At 40.5% G+C, this 15,752-nt stretch carries 12 protein-coding genes; 6 read left to right on the top strand and 6 right to left on the bottom strand.

What is annotated here, in order from left to right:
• Window positions 1–169: 169 nt before the first annotated feature.
• The gene (locus GD002_RS02110; protein WP_153730684.1) at window positions 170–841 is read right to left on the bottom strand and encodes a hypothetical protein; all 672 of its coding nucleotides are present in this window, start codon (window positions 839–841) and stop codon (window positions 170–172) included.
• A 411-nt stretch (window positions 842–1,252) separates the two neighbouring features.
• On the opposite strand from GD002_RS02110, the gene GD002_RS02115 reads away from it, so the two are divergent.
• A protein-coding gene (locus tag GD002_RS02115; protein ID WP_153730685.1) for an IS3 family transposase occupies window positions 1,253–2,811 on the top strand; the annotation gives its coding sequence in 2 pieces (ribosomal slippage) (window positions 1,253–1,904 and window positions 1,904–2,811; 1,560 coding nt in all).
• 88 nt (window positions 2,812–2,899) lie between these two features.
• Here GD002_RS02115 and GD002_RS17735 read toward each other — a convergent pair.
• From GD002_RS17735 to tyrS, 3 genes are all read right to left on the bottom strand, one after another.
• Window positions 2,900–3,037, bottom strand: a complete 138-nt coding sequence (locus GD002_RS17735; RefSeq protein ID WP_194841436.1) for a hypothetical protein — start codon at window positions 3,035–3,037, stop codon at window positions 2,900–2,902.
• Window positions 3,038–3,219: 182 nt separating this feature from the next.
• Window positions 3,220–3,384: a hypothetical protein gene (locus GD002_RS02120; RefSeq protein WP_153730686.1), complete on the bottom strand. Its 165-nt coding sequence runs from the start codon at window positions 3,382–3,384 to the stop codon at window positions 3,220–3,222.
• 500 nt (window positions 3,385–3,884) lie between these two features.
• A complete protein-coding gene (gene tyrS, locus GD002_RS02125) occupies window positions 3,885–5,150 on the bottom strand; it encodes a tyrosine--tRNA ligase (RefSeq protein WP_153730687.1) in 1,266 nt (421 codons plus the stop codon).
• Window positions 5,151–5,518: 368 nt separating this feature from the next.
• Between tyrS and GD002_RS02130 the strand changes: the two genes are divergently transcribed.
• The 4 genes from GD002_RS02130 to GD002_RS02145 all read left to right on the top strand — a co-directional run bounded on the left by GD002_RS02130 (window position 5,519) and on the right by GD002_RS02145 (window position 11,115).
• Window positions 5,519–8,473: a transglycosylase domain-containing protein gene (locus GD002_RS02130; protein ID WP_330583371.1), complete on the top strand. Its 2,955-nt coding sequence runs from the start codon at window positions 5,519–5,521 to the stop codon at window positions 8,471–8,473.
• A gap of 198 nt (window positions 8,474–8,671) precedes the next feature.
• Entirely contained in the window at window positions 8,672–9,304 is a 633-nt protein-coding gene (locus GD002_RS02135; RefSeq protein WP_153730688.1) for a GNAT family N-acetyltransferase, read from the top strand.
• Between the two features lie 15 nt (window positions 9,305–9,319).
• A complete protein-coding gene (locus GD002_RS02140) occupies window positions 9,320–9,964 on the top strand; it encodes an acetoin utilization AcuB family protein (RefSeq protein WP_153730689.1) in 645 nt (214 codons plus the stop codon).
• Window positions 9,961–11,115, top strand: a complete 1,155-nt coding sequence (locus tag GD002_RS02145) for an acetoin utilization protein AcuC (RefSeq protein ID WP_153730690.1) — start codon at window positions 9,961–9,963, stop codon at window positions 11,113–11,115. The genes GD002_RS02140 and GD002_RS02145 overlap by 4 nt, the downstream gene beginning before the upstream one ends.
• Window positions 11,116–11,182: 67 nt before the next feature.
• Here GD002_RS02145 and ccpA read toward each other — a convergent pair whose 3' ends face one another.
• Together ccpA and GD002_RS02155 are read right to left on the bottom strand one after the other, a co-directional pair.
• Window positions 11,183–12,181, bottom strand: coding sequence for a catabolite control protein A (gene ccpA, locus GD002_RS02150; RefSeq protein ID WP_153730691.1), 999 nt, complete (start codon window positions 12,179–12,181; stop codon window positions 11,183–11,185).
• A 145-nt stretch (window positions 12,182–12,326) separates the two neighbouring features.
• On the bottom strand, window positions 12,327–13,409 hold the full coding sequence (locus GD002_RS02155; RefSeq protein ID WP_153730934.1) for a bifunctional 3-deoxy-7-phosphoheptulonate synthase/chorismate mutase: 1,083 nt from the start codon (window positions 13,407–13,409) through the stop codon (window positions 12,327–12,329).
• Window positions 13,410–13,557: 148 nt separating this feature from the next.
• On the opposite strand from GD002_RS02155, the gene GD002_RS02160 reads away from it, so the two are divergent.
• Window positions 13,558–15,714 (top strand): cell division protein FtsA, encoded by a 2,157-nt coding sequence (locus tag GD002_RS02160; RefSeq protein WP_228548257.1) that lies wholly within the window; start codon window positions 13,558–13,560, stop codon window positions 15,712–15,714.
• Window positions 15,715–15,752 lie beyond the last annotated feature (38 nt).

The raw sequence follows: 15,752 nt of genomic DNA on the forward strand, positions 1-15,752 counted from the left end.
ATTTTGTATTCACCATGCTCTAGTAATTCCCTCGCCTTTGCTACTTCACACAAAAATTACATAAAACAGTTGAACGGCGTTCCCACTATAACAAGATTTAGCATCCCTTCGTATTCAATATATTTCCATCTAAAGAAAATAAAAAGAGTGGCTATGTAGACGCTCTTTTTTATTCTATTGATTTTAACTTTTGTAACAATATAGGTCCATTCTTTAATACGAATTTTTTGTCGTTATCTCGTATTTCTTCACCATGAATTGCTTTAGACGTAATTGAATTAATCTCAAATAATGCATTTGCGATATACGGTTCAAAAATGCCATAGTTATCTAACATTTTCACTAAATGAATAACCGGCTTTTTATTAGGTTCTTTTGAATAAGTGACGGACATTCTCCTAATCTCCCTTTCTATTAGATATCGGATAGTAAAAAACTTAAGAATTTCATCATTGTTTGACATAAATTTTTCTATCAAATCGGTTTCATTCTTTTTATTTTTTGATAGGTCCTTCTCAATTTGCTTTTGTTGTTCTTCATTTAAATTACCACTCTGTGAGAAATACACGTGATTGCTATTAGAGTTGCTAATTACCATTGTTTTTAACTCTTTAATTTCTCCTCCAACTGATTCAATCTCTCTTTTTAAAGAAAAACCAAACATACTCATTTCTGTATACAGAGGTAAAAAAACTAAAAAGAAAAACATTATTAGTAGTAAGTAATCCAAACCGACTATATTTCCCGAAAGATAATATTTGTATCGACTAATGATTATCCCACCAAATACCAGTATCAACCCTACCCACCATACTATTATAAACTTGTTATTTAGTTTCATAATCTCCCTCACTTCCTTGTTGTCTACCAATATACTACAAAAATACTATAATTAATTAGTTGTATTTATAATTATCCTAAAACTTTCAGCCCTTACATTCTCTCATTGGCCAGTTTTTGCGATTGTAAGAAGAATTTTTCTTTCTTGAGACTAAGTTTTTATAATAAAAAAATAGCCCTCGTCAAGCAGGCTGCCTTCCAGTTAATTATAAGCACACTCTTCACAATGAACGAACAGGCCCGATACGATCCAAGCCCTCTTGCATCCACATACATTGCAGCGATAATTCAAAGGATCACCGCCCATCCTTTCAAAAAAATGCTTTCGTAATCCTCAAATGATTTCAAGTGATATGCTCCCCTCAAAGTAGACAATGGAAAAAACAAATGTCTACTTTGGGGGGAGTTTTTTATGCCAGTTCCAAGTGTTCCTACTAAGAAAAAGCTGGAGATTCTACATTTTTATGAGGAACAAGGGTATTCCATTGCTTATACTTGTCGTCATTTTAATGTTAGCCCAAGTGCCTTCAAACTGTGGAGAAAGCAGTATGAGCGATATGGTGTCAAAGGTCTCCAGACTCATGGTGTCCAAAGAAAATATACGCAAGAACAGAAGAAAGTAGCCGTTCAGGACTATCTCTCCGGCAAATATTCTCAACTGGAGACCATTCTTCAGTATGATATCTCAAGCACAGCTGTTTTGCGTAGATGGGTGAACAAGTATACTAGTCATGGAAAGGTCACACGAGACCAGAAAGGGCAAGGTGTTTCCATGACGCAGGGAAGAAAGACGACGTTAAGCGAACGGTTGGAGATTACACTTCAGTGCATCGCTTTGAATAAGAACTATCAAAAAATAGCTAATGAGTTTAATGTCTCATACAATCAAGTTTATCAATGGGTGAAAAAGTATGAAGTCGGGGGTGAAGCGGCCTTAAAGGACAGAAGAGGTCTAGGAAAGCTGGAGGAGGATTTATCTCCTGAAGAGCGGATGAAGATCGAACTGAAGGCGAAAGAGAAAGAAAATCAGCGACTGAAAGCCGAGCTAGCACTTTTAAAAAAGCTAGAGGAATTCGAAAGGAGGCGATTCTAAGCAGGCTACGGCTTGAAGATCAATATCTAGCTATCAGGGAAGTCCATGGGGATGATGGATTCCCCATCCAGCTTCTATGCGAAGAAGCTGGTGTTGTACGCTCATCTTATTACAAATGGCTGGATCGTGAAGTGACGAAGGAAGAGAAGCTTAATCAGGAACTCCTGTCAGAGATTCGGAAGCTCCACAAGAAGCATAAAGGGATTTATGGATATCGTCGAATGAAAATGGTACTGGAACGGAAATTCAACAGAACATTTAACCATAAGCGTATTTATCGTCTGATGAAGCTAGCCGGAATCCAGTCTGTCATCCGTAGAAAACGTAAACGATATCAGAAAACCACCCCTACACATGTGGCAGAGAATATATTGAATCGTCAATTTGTAGCCGAGGAGCCGAATGAGAAGTGGGTTACGGATGTAACAGAATTCAAATACGGTTCATCTTCCAAGGCCTATCTCAGTGCCATCCGAGATCTTTTTGACGGCTCTATTATCGCTTATGTACTTGGACGTTCAAACAATAATGCATTGGTTTTTGAAACGCTGGAGAAAGCCTTGCAAGAAGAGCCTAATGTTACTCCGATCCTTCATAGTGATCGCGGTTTCCAATACACTAGTCCCCGTTTTAAGGAAATGACAGAAAAGGCGGGAATAACGCCGAGTATGTCCCGTGTCGGTCGTTGCATCGATAACTCACCGATCGAGTCTTTTTGGGGTGCGCTGAAATGCGAGAAATATTATCTGAATACATACGAGACGTTTACGGAATTAGAACAAGCGATTGATGAATACATTAATTTCTATAACAATGAACGCCTGCAAGAACGGCTAAACGGCCTTAGCCCAATTGAATTCAGAGCTAAAGCCGTCTAATTACATTTTATTTATTATTACTGTCTACTTGACGGGGAGCAGTTCACTTTCTGGACAACCCCTGAACTGTATTTATTGAATTGTATTATTATTTGCCTACATCATTCTCCCCGCTGTCCTCCATCAACGGATCCTTCACATCAAAATTATCCGCTTCATTGTCGTCCCCACAAGCGCTTAATAGCAATACTACCGCCAATGGCAATGCTAAAAATTTTCCTTTCATTATGGCACCTCCAATGATTTATATGACTAACCGTTATTAGCATCTCTCGGGAATAGTAATTTATTCATTGTTTTTATTGCCATAAAATTGAGTTATACTTTATACATAAAAAAATCGCTAGCTTATGCTATGTCTAGTTATACATTATGTACAATAAAAAAGAGCCAATTAGGCGATGATATTTAGCATCGCTTGTTAAAAATAGGTCGTTCAAGCTTCTCGATGAGGTAGTGTTCCAATGCAGAAATAAAATACCATTGTTCTACGTTATTGAATATAATTACTGCAATTTCAGTTCCATCATCAGTAATAACTTTATCCCAATTTTCATCACCAAAAGCATTCATTTGATTTAGAATTCTTGATCTTAATCCTACTGCCGGTAGCGCTCTTCCTACATATTTAACAATATCTCATTGGATAAAGTAGTAAATCCCACACTCGGTTTTTAAGGCATCCGTAAATTCCCTATCTTCCTTAATATGTTTTAACGACTCTTTTCTATAGGTGACATCCAGGCCATTTCTTACTTCTAAAGAAAACATGTCAATAAAATTTCTAACATCGATATCAGAGTATGTTCTTTTGAGAATCATGAATTTCCACTCCCTTTTTTCCTACATTCGATAAAGAAAGAGGTATTTCCTTAAAATTCCATTCATAATAGCAACTCCTATAACGAATGGACGTTTCGTAAAAGCGATTCGAAAGATGTTACGATGATATTTAGTAATCAGATCCTTTGATTAAAAGATGCTAGTTCATTAAAACAAATAAGCCCCTGAATAAATAACTCAATTCAGGGGCTTTCAATCACATTCTATACCTTCCAAGTTTTCCTACAATCTCAAACAAACTTCACCATACTATATTTCTTTTTCCCACGTCGTACAATTGTAAAGGCATCTTCCAGTCGCTGGTCTGCCCCTACAGTAAAGTCTGTGTCCGTAATGCGTTCCCCATTAAATGAAATGGCACCATTTGTAACATCTTCTCTAGCTTGTCTCTTCGATGGAGATACGCCTGCCTGGACGATAAAGTCAATGATGTTTTGGTCTGCTTTCTCCATTTCGACAGTTGGTACATCTTTAAATGCATCTTTCATTTCGGAAGCTGTCAAAGCTTTTAAATCTCCACTGAACAACGCGGCTGAAATACGGATCGCTTGCTCAAGTGCTGCTTCGCCATGGATCAGACGTGTCATTTCTTCTGCTAATGTTTTTTGAGCTTTACGTAAATGCGGTTCTTCTTGCACTGATATTTCGAGCGCTTCGATTTCTTCACGGCTCAGGAAAGTGAAAATTTTCAAATATTTTACAACATCTGCATCCGCTGCGTTGATCCAGAATTGGTAGAACTCATAAGGAGAGGTCTTTTTCGCATCCAACCAAACCGCACCGCCAGCAGATTTTCCGAATTTCGTTCCGTCCGCTTTTGTCACGAGTGGAATCGTGAAGCCGTATGCTTTTACTTCTTCTTCATGCAATTTACGGATCACTTCAAGTCCCGTTGTAATATTCCCCCACTGATCCGATCCACCAATTTGCACGCGGCAATTATGATGGTCGTATAAATGATTGAAGTCTGCTCCTTGCATGAGCATGTAAGAGAATTCTGTGTAAGAAATCCCTTGATCCAAACGAGATGCGACATTATCTTTCGCCAACATATAATTGACGCTCAATAATTTACCGTAGTCACGCAGAAATTCGATCAATGACATCGACCCAATCCAGTCGTTGTTGTTAACTAACTTCGCGCCATTGTCTGATTGGAAATCAAAAATCATCTCTAGTTGTTTTTTGATGCCGCGTACATTATCCGCCACTTGCTCCGTTGTTTGCAATTGACGTTCCTCAGAGCGTCCAGATGGATCCCCTATCATACCGGTTGCTCCACCGATCAATAAAATCGGCTGATGTCCATGTAATTGAAAACGTCTCAAAGTCAATAATGGTACAATATGACCAATATGCATACTATCCGCTGTCGGATCTACGCCACAGTATAAAGAAATCTTTTCATCTGTTAATAATTTCTCCAGACCTTCTTCATTCGTCTGCTGGTATAGCAGGCCTCTCCATCTTAAATCATCCATTAATTCATTCGACATTTTCCTATTCCTCCTACTTCAACAAAAAAATCCCCACACGATCAAAAATGATCATGCAGGGACGTTAGTTGAGTTATTAAACATAACGCGGTACCACCCGGCTTGAGAGAAACTCTCCGGCTTTTAGGCGCTGATAACGTTGCGCACAACGTACACTCCAAAACTGTAATTCATGCATAGCGCACCGAGCAACTTTCACCAACCGTTGCCTCTCTACTACGGAATCTCGCTATCATTACTTCGGTTTTTTCAACATGTAAATTCGTATGTCTTTCATTTTAACCAAGTTCCAACGAAAGTCAACATTAATTGCTTAATTAATCGTAGAACTATGATATAATAAGTAAGATTTTTAGGGGGAGAATGATGTGAGTAAAGAGAAAAATAATCGAATCCAACAACTAGAAAGTAAATTCGAACAGATGAAAAAAGAGCCTTGGGCCAAAAAAGTTCGAATTGGCTCCGGTGTTGCCTGGAATTTATTCATACTACTACTAGTATTCGGAGTAATCGGAGCAGTCTTTGCCACTTCTGTCGGCGCTGGATACTTCGCTTCTCTTGTTGCGAAAGAGCCTTTGCGTACGAAAGAAGAATTGCGAAATGCTGTTTTTACTTACGAAGAGACGTCGGAAATGTTCTTTGCTAACAACGTCTATCTAGGCAAAATCAACTCAGATATTGAGCGTAGACAAATCACTTTGGACAAGGTATCTCAATATGCAATAGATGCCGTACTCGCTACAGAGGATGAATATTTCAAAGAACACACTGGAATCGTGCCAAAAGCGATCTTCCGCGGAGTGTTTCAAGATATCACCAACTCAGATAGTCAAACAGGTGGATCAACCTTAACACAACAGCTTGTAAAAAATCAGATCTTAACGAATGAAGTTTCCTATGAACGTAAAGCGAAAGAAATCTTACTGGCAATGCGCTTAGAACATTTCATGACAAAAGACGAAATTTTAGAAGCTTACTTGAATATCATTCCTTACGGCCGGGATGTCGTAGGACAAAACATTGCAGGTATCGAGACGGCAGCCAGAGGTATTTTTGGTATTAAAGCGAGTGAGTTGAGCTTACCTCAAGCCGCGTATATCGCAGGGATTCCACAAGCGCCTTTCTCCTATACCCCTTTCTATAGTAAGAATCAGGGACTGAAAGAGCCTGAAAAACTGCAGCCAGGTATTAATCGGATGAAGACGGTTTTATTCCGAATGAGAGATACTGGGTATATTACAGAGGCGGAATATCAGGAGGCTATCGCATATGACATTGTGAAAGACTTTAGACAGCCAACGAAGCGGGCGACGGAACGCTATCCATATGTTACCCAGGAAATTCAAAATCGAACAATTGAGATATTGGCAAAAGTTTTGGCCGAAAAAGATGGCATTGAGACCAGTCGATTTGATGATGATTCCAAGATAAAAGAAAAGTATGAAATGCTTGCTGATCGCTCTATGCGGACGGACGGCTATCGCATCTATTCTACAATTGATAAAGATCTCTATGATAAGATGAATGAAGTTGCAAAGAATTTCCAATATTACGGATTCACTTACACATCCGAAAAAACAAATGCAGAATCGGGTAAAAGTGAAATTGTAGAAAATCCCGTGCAAGTCGGAGCTTCTATGATCGAAAATCACACGGGAAAAATTCTTTCGTTCATTGGTGGACGAGATCATGAAATTGAAGCATTGAATCACTCCACACAAGCTTTCAGACAAAATGGTTCTTCTATGAAGCCTTTACTTGTCTATGCTCCTGCAATCGAGTATGGTGTAATCGGCGCCGGAAGTCCCGTTGTTGATGTGAAATTCAACATAGGCACATGGAAACCAGCCAACTATTATGATCGTGAATTAGGTATTATCTCAGCTCGTGAATCATTGGCTCGTTCTCAAAACCTATCAACCGTCCGCCTATATGATCAAATTATCGATAGACAACCAATTGATTTTCTTCGTAAAATGAATTTTTCTAAATTAATTGATGAGGACGGTCAAAACCATTCCGCTGCTCTAGGTGGTTTGAAACACGGTGTATCTGTAGAAGAGAATACAAATGCTTTTGCTACTTTTGCTAATAACGGCCAATTTATTGAGTCATACATGATCGATCGGATTGAAGACATGCAAGGCAATATCGTTTATGAACATAAAGTTGAACCGGTGGATGTATTTAGTCCCGAAACTGCTTATATTATTACCGATATGATGCGAGACGTATTGAAAAATCCAGGAACTGGTGCGCGTGTACCGGGATTCATGAATTTCCGTCCTGACTTGGCTGCGAAAACGGGTACTACACAGCATTACGCAGATGCTTGGCTCGTTGGTTACAATCCCAACGTATCACTTGGCGTTTGGCTCGGTTATAAAGATCAGCGGAAGACCTTATATAATGGGAGTCGAGGTCAAATGCACCCCTCCGAACGAACCGCAAGATTATTTGGCCAGCTGATGAATACAGCAAATTCCATTCGACCAGAGATAGTGAAGGCTTCTGAAACATTTAAACGTCCAAATGGCGTTGTGTCGCGTTCATTTTGTTCAATCTCAGGAATGGCTCCTTCGGCCGCCTGCTCGGCTGCCGGCTTAGTTCGTTCAGATTTATTTAACTCAAAAGTTATGGTTCCTTCAAAAACAGACGACAGCATTGTGTCTTCTGCTTCCGTCCGTGTAAAAGGAAGGCTCTACCAAGCATTGCCATCCACACCTCGTGAGTTTGTGGGAGATGGCGGTGTAGGCGTAAATTCTGAATTTGTTAAACGAATGCTCGGAAGACTTGGAGGAGACGGATCAAAATTATTTGCTACACAAAGCGGATACTCAAGCAACGTCGTCTCTGGTGCTGTATTCCCAGCGGATAATGTTCCACCGGCACCAGTACAGGCAAGCCAAAATGGTTCTGTCCTAACTTGGTCAGCTTCCCCATCTAATGATGTCATTGGCTATTACATTTATCAAAATGGTGTCCGGGTAGGCACAGTCAGAGATGGAGCATCGCTATCTTATCAAGTTGGGAGTGGCTCATATTACGTAAGAGCCGTTGATATTACAGGATTATTATCAGGAGCTTCGAATACGGTAACCAACACACCTGAGCCTGAACCTGAAACTCAAAAGCAGCCAGAGATTACACCGCCTACAACCCAACCTGACTCTGGTGAAGGGGATCCGAGTGGTCCACCAACTGATGATGGGAATAATAACTCAGGAAATAGTAATGGCAACGGCAATCCAAACAATAACGATAATAAAAACGACCATACAAAGCCAAAACCTGAGAAACCTGAACCACAAAAAAAAGATTAAATTTGAAGCCGAATTACAATACAACCATTGTAATTCGGTTTTTCTTGTGAACAACGTCACTGACAATTCCATGATTTTCAGAAAACTACACACATTTTCACTGTAGAAATTGTATACTTAATTGAGAGAAGAGCGATCAGGACCTACAGCGATTAATTATCCGTAATAAGGGTAAAAATATAGGAAGGAGTGAACTGCGTGGAACACAGAAAAACCTATTTTTCAAGAACGTACCCACATGAAGAAGGCGATCTGATCATCGAGGGACCTGTTTCATCCGAACAATTGGCTAAGCTCGCATTCCATGAAGGACTGAAAGCATTTCGTCCGCCCAAACAACAACAAGAAGCGTTAGTGAAAATCGCTTCTTTTCCCGAAGGACGAATCAATATAGCTAGAATTGGAGACACCATTATCGGATACGTTACATTCCTTTATCCTGATCCACTTGAACGGTGGTATGAAGCAGAACTACCCAATTTGATTGAACTGGGTGCTGTAGAAGTGGCTGCTGCCTATCGAGGGGCTCAAGTTGGCAAATCATTACTAGAATTATCTATGCTTGATGACGCAATGGAAGACTATATCGTTATTACAACTGAATATTATTGGCATTGGGATTTAAAAGGTACCGGATTGACTGTTTGGGACTACCGAAAAGTGATGGAAAAAATGATGCGTGCTGGTGGAATGGAGTTTTTTTCAACTGATGATCCAGAGGTTTGTTCTCACCCTGCCAATTGTTTAATGGCCAGAATCGGCAAACGAGTCGATCAGGAATCTATCCAGCAGTTTGATCGTGTCCGTTTTAAGAACCGGGTAAACCACTGAAAGTGAGGAATGATCATGCTCGTACAAGATCTTATGAAAACAGAAGTGATTACATTGAATTCTACGCATACGATTGCAGACGCTGTTCAAATTATGCAAAAGAAAAGAATTAGACATATACCGATAGTTAAGGATGGGCGTTTAATTGGGTTAGTAACGGATCGGGATGTGAAAGAAGCATCCCCATCAAGCATTTCTGAACGATTGGAACCTTCACTCTATGAAACACCCCTTGATAAAATCATGAAAACAGATTTACTAATCGGTCATCCACGAGACTTTGTAGAAGAAGCAGCGCTATTATTTTACACGTATGAAATTGGCTGTTTGCCGATCGTCTCAAATTATCAACTTGTCGGCATTCTGACGAAAACTGACTTGCTCCATAATTACATTGAGCTAACTGGAGCGAATCAGCCCAGTTCCCATTTACAGATCAGAGTTCCTAATCGACCTGGTATTCTATTTGAAGTTTCCCAAGTGTTTCATCAACATAATACCAATGTGCTGAGCGTTCTTGTATACCCCTATCAAGATGACGAAGATTGTAAAATCCTGGCTGTCCGAATTAAACGAATGAATCCACTTTCCATCATTGCAGATTTAAAAGCGGAAGGGTTTCAGGTTCTTTGGCCAAGCGAACCGGAGATGGGCTTATGAAAAAACAAGCGAGTTTCATATTTTCACCAGACCAACTAAACTATGAATTTTCTGAGACGCATCCATTCAATCAAAAACGTATTATTTTGACGATGGATTTATTGAAAGAAATCGGTGCCATACAACCTGATGAAATCGTCGTACCAAGAACGGCAACTGATGAAGAGTTATTACTAGCACACGATGCGAAATATATTGAAATTGTAAAAAAAGCTAGCAAAGGAGAAGTAAATGAAAATATCGGAAGTATTTACGGAATAGGGACAGAAGATACACCTTTCTTCCCCGACATGCACGAAGCAAGCGCTTTCTTGGTAGGCGGAACTCTCTCCGCTATTGAGGAAGTTATGGAGGGACGTTCGAGATACGCGTTGAATCTCGGGGGCGGGTTACATCACGGCTTTCAAGGTAAAGCATCTGGCTTTTGTATCTATAATGATAGCTCTGTCGCTATAAAATATCTTCAGAAAAAGTATGGCGCACGTGTCTTATACGTGGATACAGATGCACATCATGGAGACGGAGTGCAATGGACGTTTTACGATGATCCTAGCGTTTGTACATTTTCCATTCATGAAACAGGACGTTATCTATTCCCAGGTACAGGAAATGTAACGGAGCGTGGAAATGGCAAAGGTTATGGTACTTCTTTCAACTTCCCAATCGATGCCTTCACGGAAGATGAATCTTTTTTGCACATCTATCACACCGCATTGCGAGAAGTAGCGGCGTACTTTAAACCGGATGTGATCTTGACTCAAAATGGAGCTGATGCTCATTATTTCGATCCGTTAACGCATTTATATAGCACGTTAAAGATTTATGAGGAGATCCCCAAAGTTGCAAAAGAAATTGCGGAAGAATACTGTGATGGACGTTGGATTGCAATAGGTGGCGGAGGATACGATATTTGGCGCGTTGTCCCGCGTGCGTGGTCTCATTTATGGCTGACTATGAAATCAATCCCCACTCCGACTGGTCCTCTTCCTGATGGCTGGCTAAAAAAGTGGCAGCCTGAAGCTCCTGTTTCTCTCATTGAGACATGGGAAGACCCGCCCAACTTATACGAGCCAGTCCCCCGCAAAAGTGATATTAATGAAAAAAATGAACAAATGCTAACGAGAGCGCTTTACACAATTCGTAAAAACTAAAATTCCATTACCAATACTTGCTAGAAACGAAAACAAGCAACTTATCATTACGATAAGTTGCTTGTTTTCACTTTACAGATTGTCGTTCTTCTAAATGGTATGGCAAAATGACCTCTGTTTCATCAACTTCTTCTTCATTAATCAATTTTGTCAATAACCGCATGGAGACAGCTCCCAAGTCATAGAGGGGTACAACCACTGCGGAAAGTTGCGGACGTACAATCCTAGCCAAAATGGAATGCTGAAAACAAATGATCTCCACATCTTCCGGAATTTGAAGACCTTCATCGCGTACACCATTCATAATTCCAACAGCTACTTCATCACTGCTTGCCATAATAGCCGTTGGACGATCAGCCAACTTCCCTAATATATTCCAACTTTCGTAGGCTTCATCATACGTATTGTCGGTCTCTACGATTAACGACTCATCGATCGACATCCCTGCTTCTTCCAAAGCACGAACATACCCAACTCGTTTACACTCCCGATTGATGTCACGCGTAAAAGGTCCCGACACAAAAGCGATCCGCTGATGACCATTATCGATCAATCTTTTAACGACCTCGTAAGCCGCTTGTTCATGATCAATATTGACAGACGGTAAATTCGTTTCAAAATCTAGCGTACCCGCCAATACAATCGGCACATTCGCCGTCTTCATTTCTGACCGAACTTCTGGTGAAATAGAATCACTCATAAAAATCAAGCCATCTACTTGTTTCCCTAAATGATCTTCAAATAGCTCGACTTCCCGAGATGCACTTTTGTCCGAATTGGAAATGATAATATTGTATTCATACATTGTTGCCACGTCTGCAATCCCTCTAGATAGCTCTGCATAATAACTTTTGGACATATCAGGGACAATGACACCGATTGTGGTTGTCCGTTTGCTAGCCAATCCCCGTGCGACTGCGTTCGGTCTGTACCCTAATCTTTCTATACAATCTAATACTTTCTTGCGAGTGGCAGGCTTTACATTCTGATTCCCATTCACTACTCGTGAAACCGTTGCCATAGAAACGTTCGCTTCTCTTGCTACATCGTAAATGGTGATAGCCATTTCTGATCCTCCTAACTATCCTTGTTCCTTAGTATTATACAGTGTTCCCAGTGTATATAGTGTTTTTTCTTTATTTCAAAATTTCTTTTAATGTCTTACTATGTATAAGGCACCGACCCTCATAACTAGGATCGGTGCCCGATTGTTAGATCGTTTGATGCGTATTCATGAAGCGAGTCATCTCTTCGTAAAACTTGTCAAACTGCTCTATGTCCATTTGTTGTGCAGAATCCGATAATGCAACTGCTGGATCTGGATGAACTTCCGCCATGACACCGTCTGCTCCTACTGCAATCGCTGCCTTCGCTGTCGGAAGCAACAAATCTTTACGGCCCGTAGAATGAGTCACATCCACAAATACCGGCAAGTGTGTTTCTTGCTTCAAGATCGGAACAGCAGAAATATCAAGCGTATTTCGCGTAGCAGTTTCGTATGTACGAATACCTCGCTCACATAGCATAATTTCCGTATTTCCTTTAGAAATAATATATTCAGCTGCGTTAACAAACTCAGAAATCGTAGCAGACATTCCACGTTTTAGAAGTACTGGCTTATTGACCATTCCCGCTTCTTTCAACAATTCGAAGTTCTGCATATTCCGTGCACCAATTTGGATGACATCGATGTATTCGAGTGCTTCCTCCAAATGTGTCGGTGTAATAATTTCTGTGACAATAGAAAGTCCCGTTTCATCCGCAACTCGCTTTAGAATTTTCAATCCTTCCAGCCCTAGCCCTTGGAAGTCATATGGAGATGTACGCGGCTTGTAAGCTCCTCCACGAATCATCGTTAAGCCTTTTGCTTTAATCGATTGTGCAACTGCTAATACTTGCTCGTAAGATTCTACTGCGCAAGGTCCGAAAACAAAAGTTGGTTCCCCGCCTCCAATTTTCTGGCCGTTCACGTTTACGATTGTATCTTCTGCTTTTTTCGTACGGGATACAAGCAACGCATTCTTCTGCTTGTCTTGTTGTACTTCAAGCGCTGACATAAAAATAGATTTAAATACTTGTTCTAAGATACCGTCTGGCAAAGGACCGTTATTTGCGTTCTTTAAGACGTTCAGCATCTCCCGTTCGCGGATCGGATCATATCTATTTACACCTTGCTTTTCTTTTACGTTTCCAATTTCTTGAACAATACTTGTCCGTTCATTGATCAATTCTAGAATATCCATATTCAATTGATCGATACGACCTCTTAGCTCACCTAAATCTTGCTGTCTCATCATTCTATCTCCTCCCCGCACATATCATCCTTTTCTAACTACGGAATCTATGTTACATTTTTATATAATAGACCAAGTATAAGGAATCCTCTTAGAAAAGTCACGCAATTTCATCGAATTAATACATTTTCACTATTTTCACATAGAAATGAGGTTGAAAATCCTGGTTAACACTTTGTTTGCACTCGATATCGGAACACGCTCCGTTGTTGGTATTGTGCTTGAAGAACGAGACGATTCTTTTCATATTGTCGATTTGATTTCAAAAGAACACAAAGAACGCTCCATGATCGACGGTCAAATACATAATATTTTAAGTGTGGCATCCATTATACAAGAAATTAAGCAAGAACTTGAAAAACAACATGGTAAATTACATCGTGTCAGTGTCGCCGCGGCAGGTCGTTCACTAAAAACAGCTGAAGGTTCTGTGACGATTGATATTTCGGAGCGTTCATTGATTTCTACAGAAGATATTAACCGCTTAGAATTGTCTGCTGTTCAGAATGCTCAACAAACTTTACTTACATCTGATGAATTAAAAGAAGACGACCATTATTATTGCGTTGGATATTCTGTGCTGCATTATAGATTGAATGGTGAAGAGATCGGGAGTTTGATTGATCAAACAGGCAAAGAAGCGACCGTTGAAGTGATTGCTACTTTCTTGCCTCGTGTGGTGGTTGAATCATTACTTGCTGCGTTAAAACGAGCAGACTTAGAAATGGAGGCATTGACACTCGAACCGATTGCGGCGATCAATGTGCTCATCCCGCCTTCCATGAGGAGATTAAATATCGCTTTAGTAGATATCGGTGCAGGTACGTCAGATATAGCGATCTCCAATGAAAATACTGTCACTGCGTATGGCATGGTCCCCGTTGCAGGTGATGAAGTAACAGAAGCTCTAAGTAGTCATTATTTGCTTGATTTTCCACTTGCTGAACAAATGAAACGCCAAATATCAACAGAGGAACTACTAACTGTTCAAGATATTTTAGGATTTGAACAGGAAATTCCTGCAACAGAAGTTGTGGAAGTCATCAGTCCAGCAGTCAAGCGCTTAGCCGGATCAATTGCTACCGAAATTAAAAGATTGAACAATGACTCTTCTCCACAAGCCGTTATGATTGTAGGCGGAGGTAGCATGACACCAACGCTTCCTAGAGAGCTGAGCATCCAACTTGAGTTACCTGAAAATCGAGTAGCAATCCGCAGTTTGGACGCCTTGTCGGGTGTCACACTTGCTGACAGCATCGAGGCCTCCCCTGCATTAGTCACACCAATAGGGATTGCTATCGCCGCAAAGAGAGCGCCGATTCATTATATGTCAATCACAGTCAACGATCATCTGATTCGACTCTTTGAATTGAAAGAAATGACGGTAGGAGATGCATTGCTTGCCGCCCATGTTTCCGCCCGTCAATTGTATGGAAAACCAGGACTCGCATTGACAGTAAAAGTAAACGGACAATGGATCACTATTCCAGGAGAGCATGGTTCTTCTACAACGATCATATTAAATGGACAAGAAGCCAGTACAAAAGACCGCATTCGTAATCGAGACGTTATTCAGTTGCGCTTTGGAAAAGATGGGAAAGATGCTAAAGCAACCGTTATGGATTTAGTGGATGGTCCTTCGTCGATTCATTTTTATTTGGATGGGCTGCCAATAACGATCGAAAGTGAAGTATTGCTGAACGGACAAGTTGCCACCATGGATACTGCTATTTCCGACCGGGATGAATTGACTGTACGGCAAGCAAATACGTTAGCTGCTGCTATTGAGTATGCACAAGGCATTCAAAATACACTCTCAAGTACAGAAGCACTTTCTGTCAAATGGAACGGGATCAAGCATTTCCTAAAACCACGTCCATCTGTGTATTTGATAGATGGTAGAGAGATTACAGGGCAGTATATTCTTCAAGACGGCGATATTATTGAAACAAGACAACCTACCCCACTTACAGTGAAAGAAATTGCGGATGAATTAGATATCCTTTTGGAAGCACGTGCAGAAGTCACGTTCAATAACGAGCCTGTAATCATCAAGAAACAGCGGGCCACTGTTTTTGTCAACGGCCAGCTGGTTGATTTGGCATATGAGGTCCGATCAGAGGATCAAGTGGAATTCAAGTCCGTATCAGATGCACCCATTATCTTTAGTGATATCTTTTCATTTACGGATTTCTCCCTTCCTGCCCACTCTGCTTCTGCTTATCGATTATTGCGGAATGGGGAGTCAATTCGTTTTAACGAATCCATTTTCGGAGGCGACCGTCTTGAAATTCGTTTTGAATAAATGAATAAACATAAAAACCTTCCAACTTTGAGGTTGGA

Origin of the sequence: Sporosarcina obsidiansis (assembly GCF_009651005.1) — a bacterium.
GTDB lineage: Bacteria > Bacillota > Bacilli > Bacillales_A > Planococcaceae > Sporosarcina > Sporosarcina obsidiansis.

Bases quoted from the DNA above. Each gene is read 5' to 3' on its own strand.
- GD002_RS02110 (WP_153730684.1), bottom strand. From the start codon at position 841: ATGAAACTAAATAACAAGTTTATAATAGTATGGTGGGTAGGGTTGATA.
- GD002_RS17735 (WP_194841436.1), bottom strand. From the start codon at position 3,037: ATGAAAGGAAAATTTTTAGCATTGCCATTGGCGGTAGTATTGCTATTA.
- GD002_RS02120 (WP_153730686.1), bottom strand. From the start codon at position 3,384: ATGAATGCTTTTGGTGATGAAAATTGGGATAAAGTTATTACTGATGAT.
- tyrS (WP_153730687.1), bottom strand. From the start codon at position 5,150: ATGTCGAATGAATTAATGGATGATTTAAGATGGAGAGGCCTGCTATAC.
- GD002_RS02140 (WP_153730689.1), top strand. From the start codon at position 9,320: ATGCTCGTACAAGATCTTATGAAAACAGAAGTGATTACATTGAATTCT.
- GD002_RS02145 (WP_153730690.1), top strand. From the start codon at position 9,961: ATGAAAAAACAAGCGAGTTTCATATTTTCACCAGACCAACTAAACTAT.
- ccpA (WP_153730691.1), bottom strand. From the start codon at position 12,181: ATGGCTATCACCATTTACGATGTAGCAAGAGAAGCGAACGTTTCTATG.
- GD002_RS02155 (WP_153730934.1), bottom strand. From the start codon at position 13,409: ATGAGACAGCAAGATTTAGGTGAGCTAAGAGGTCGTATCGATCAATTG.
- GD002_RS02160 (WP_228548257.1), top strand. From the start codon at position 13,558: ATGAGGTTGAAAATCCTGGTTAACACTTTGTTTGCACTCGATATCGGA.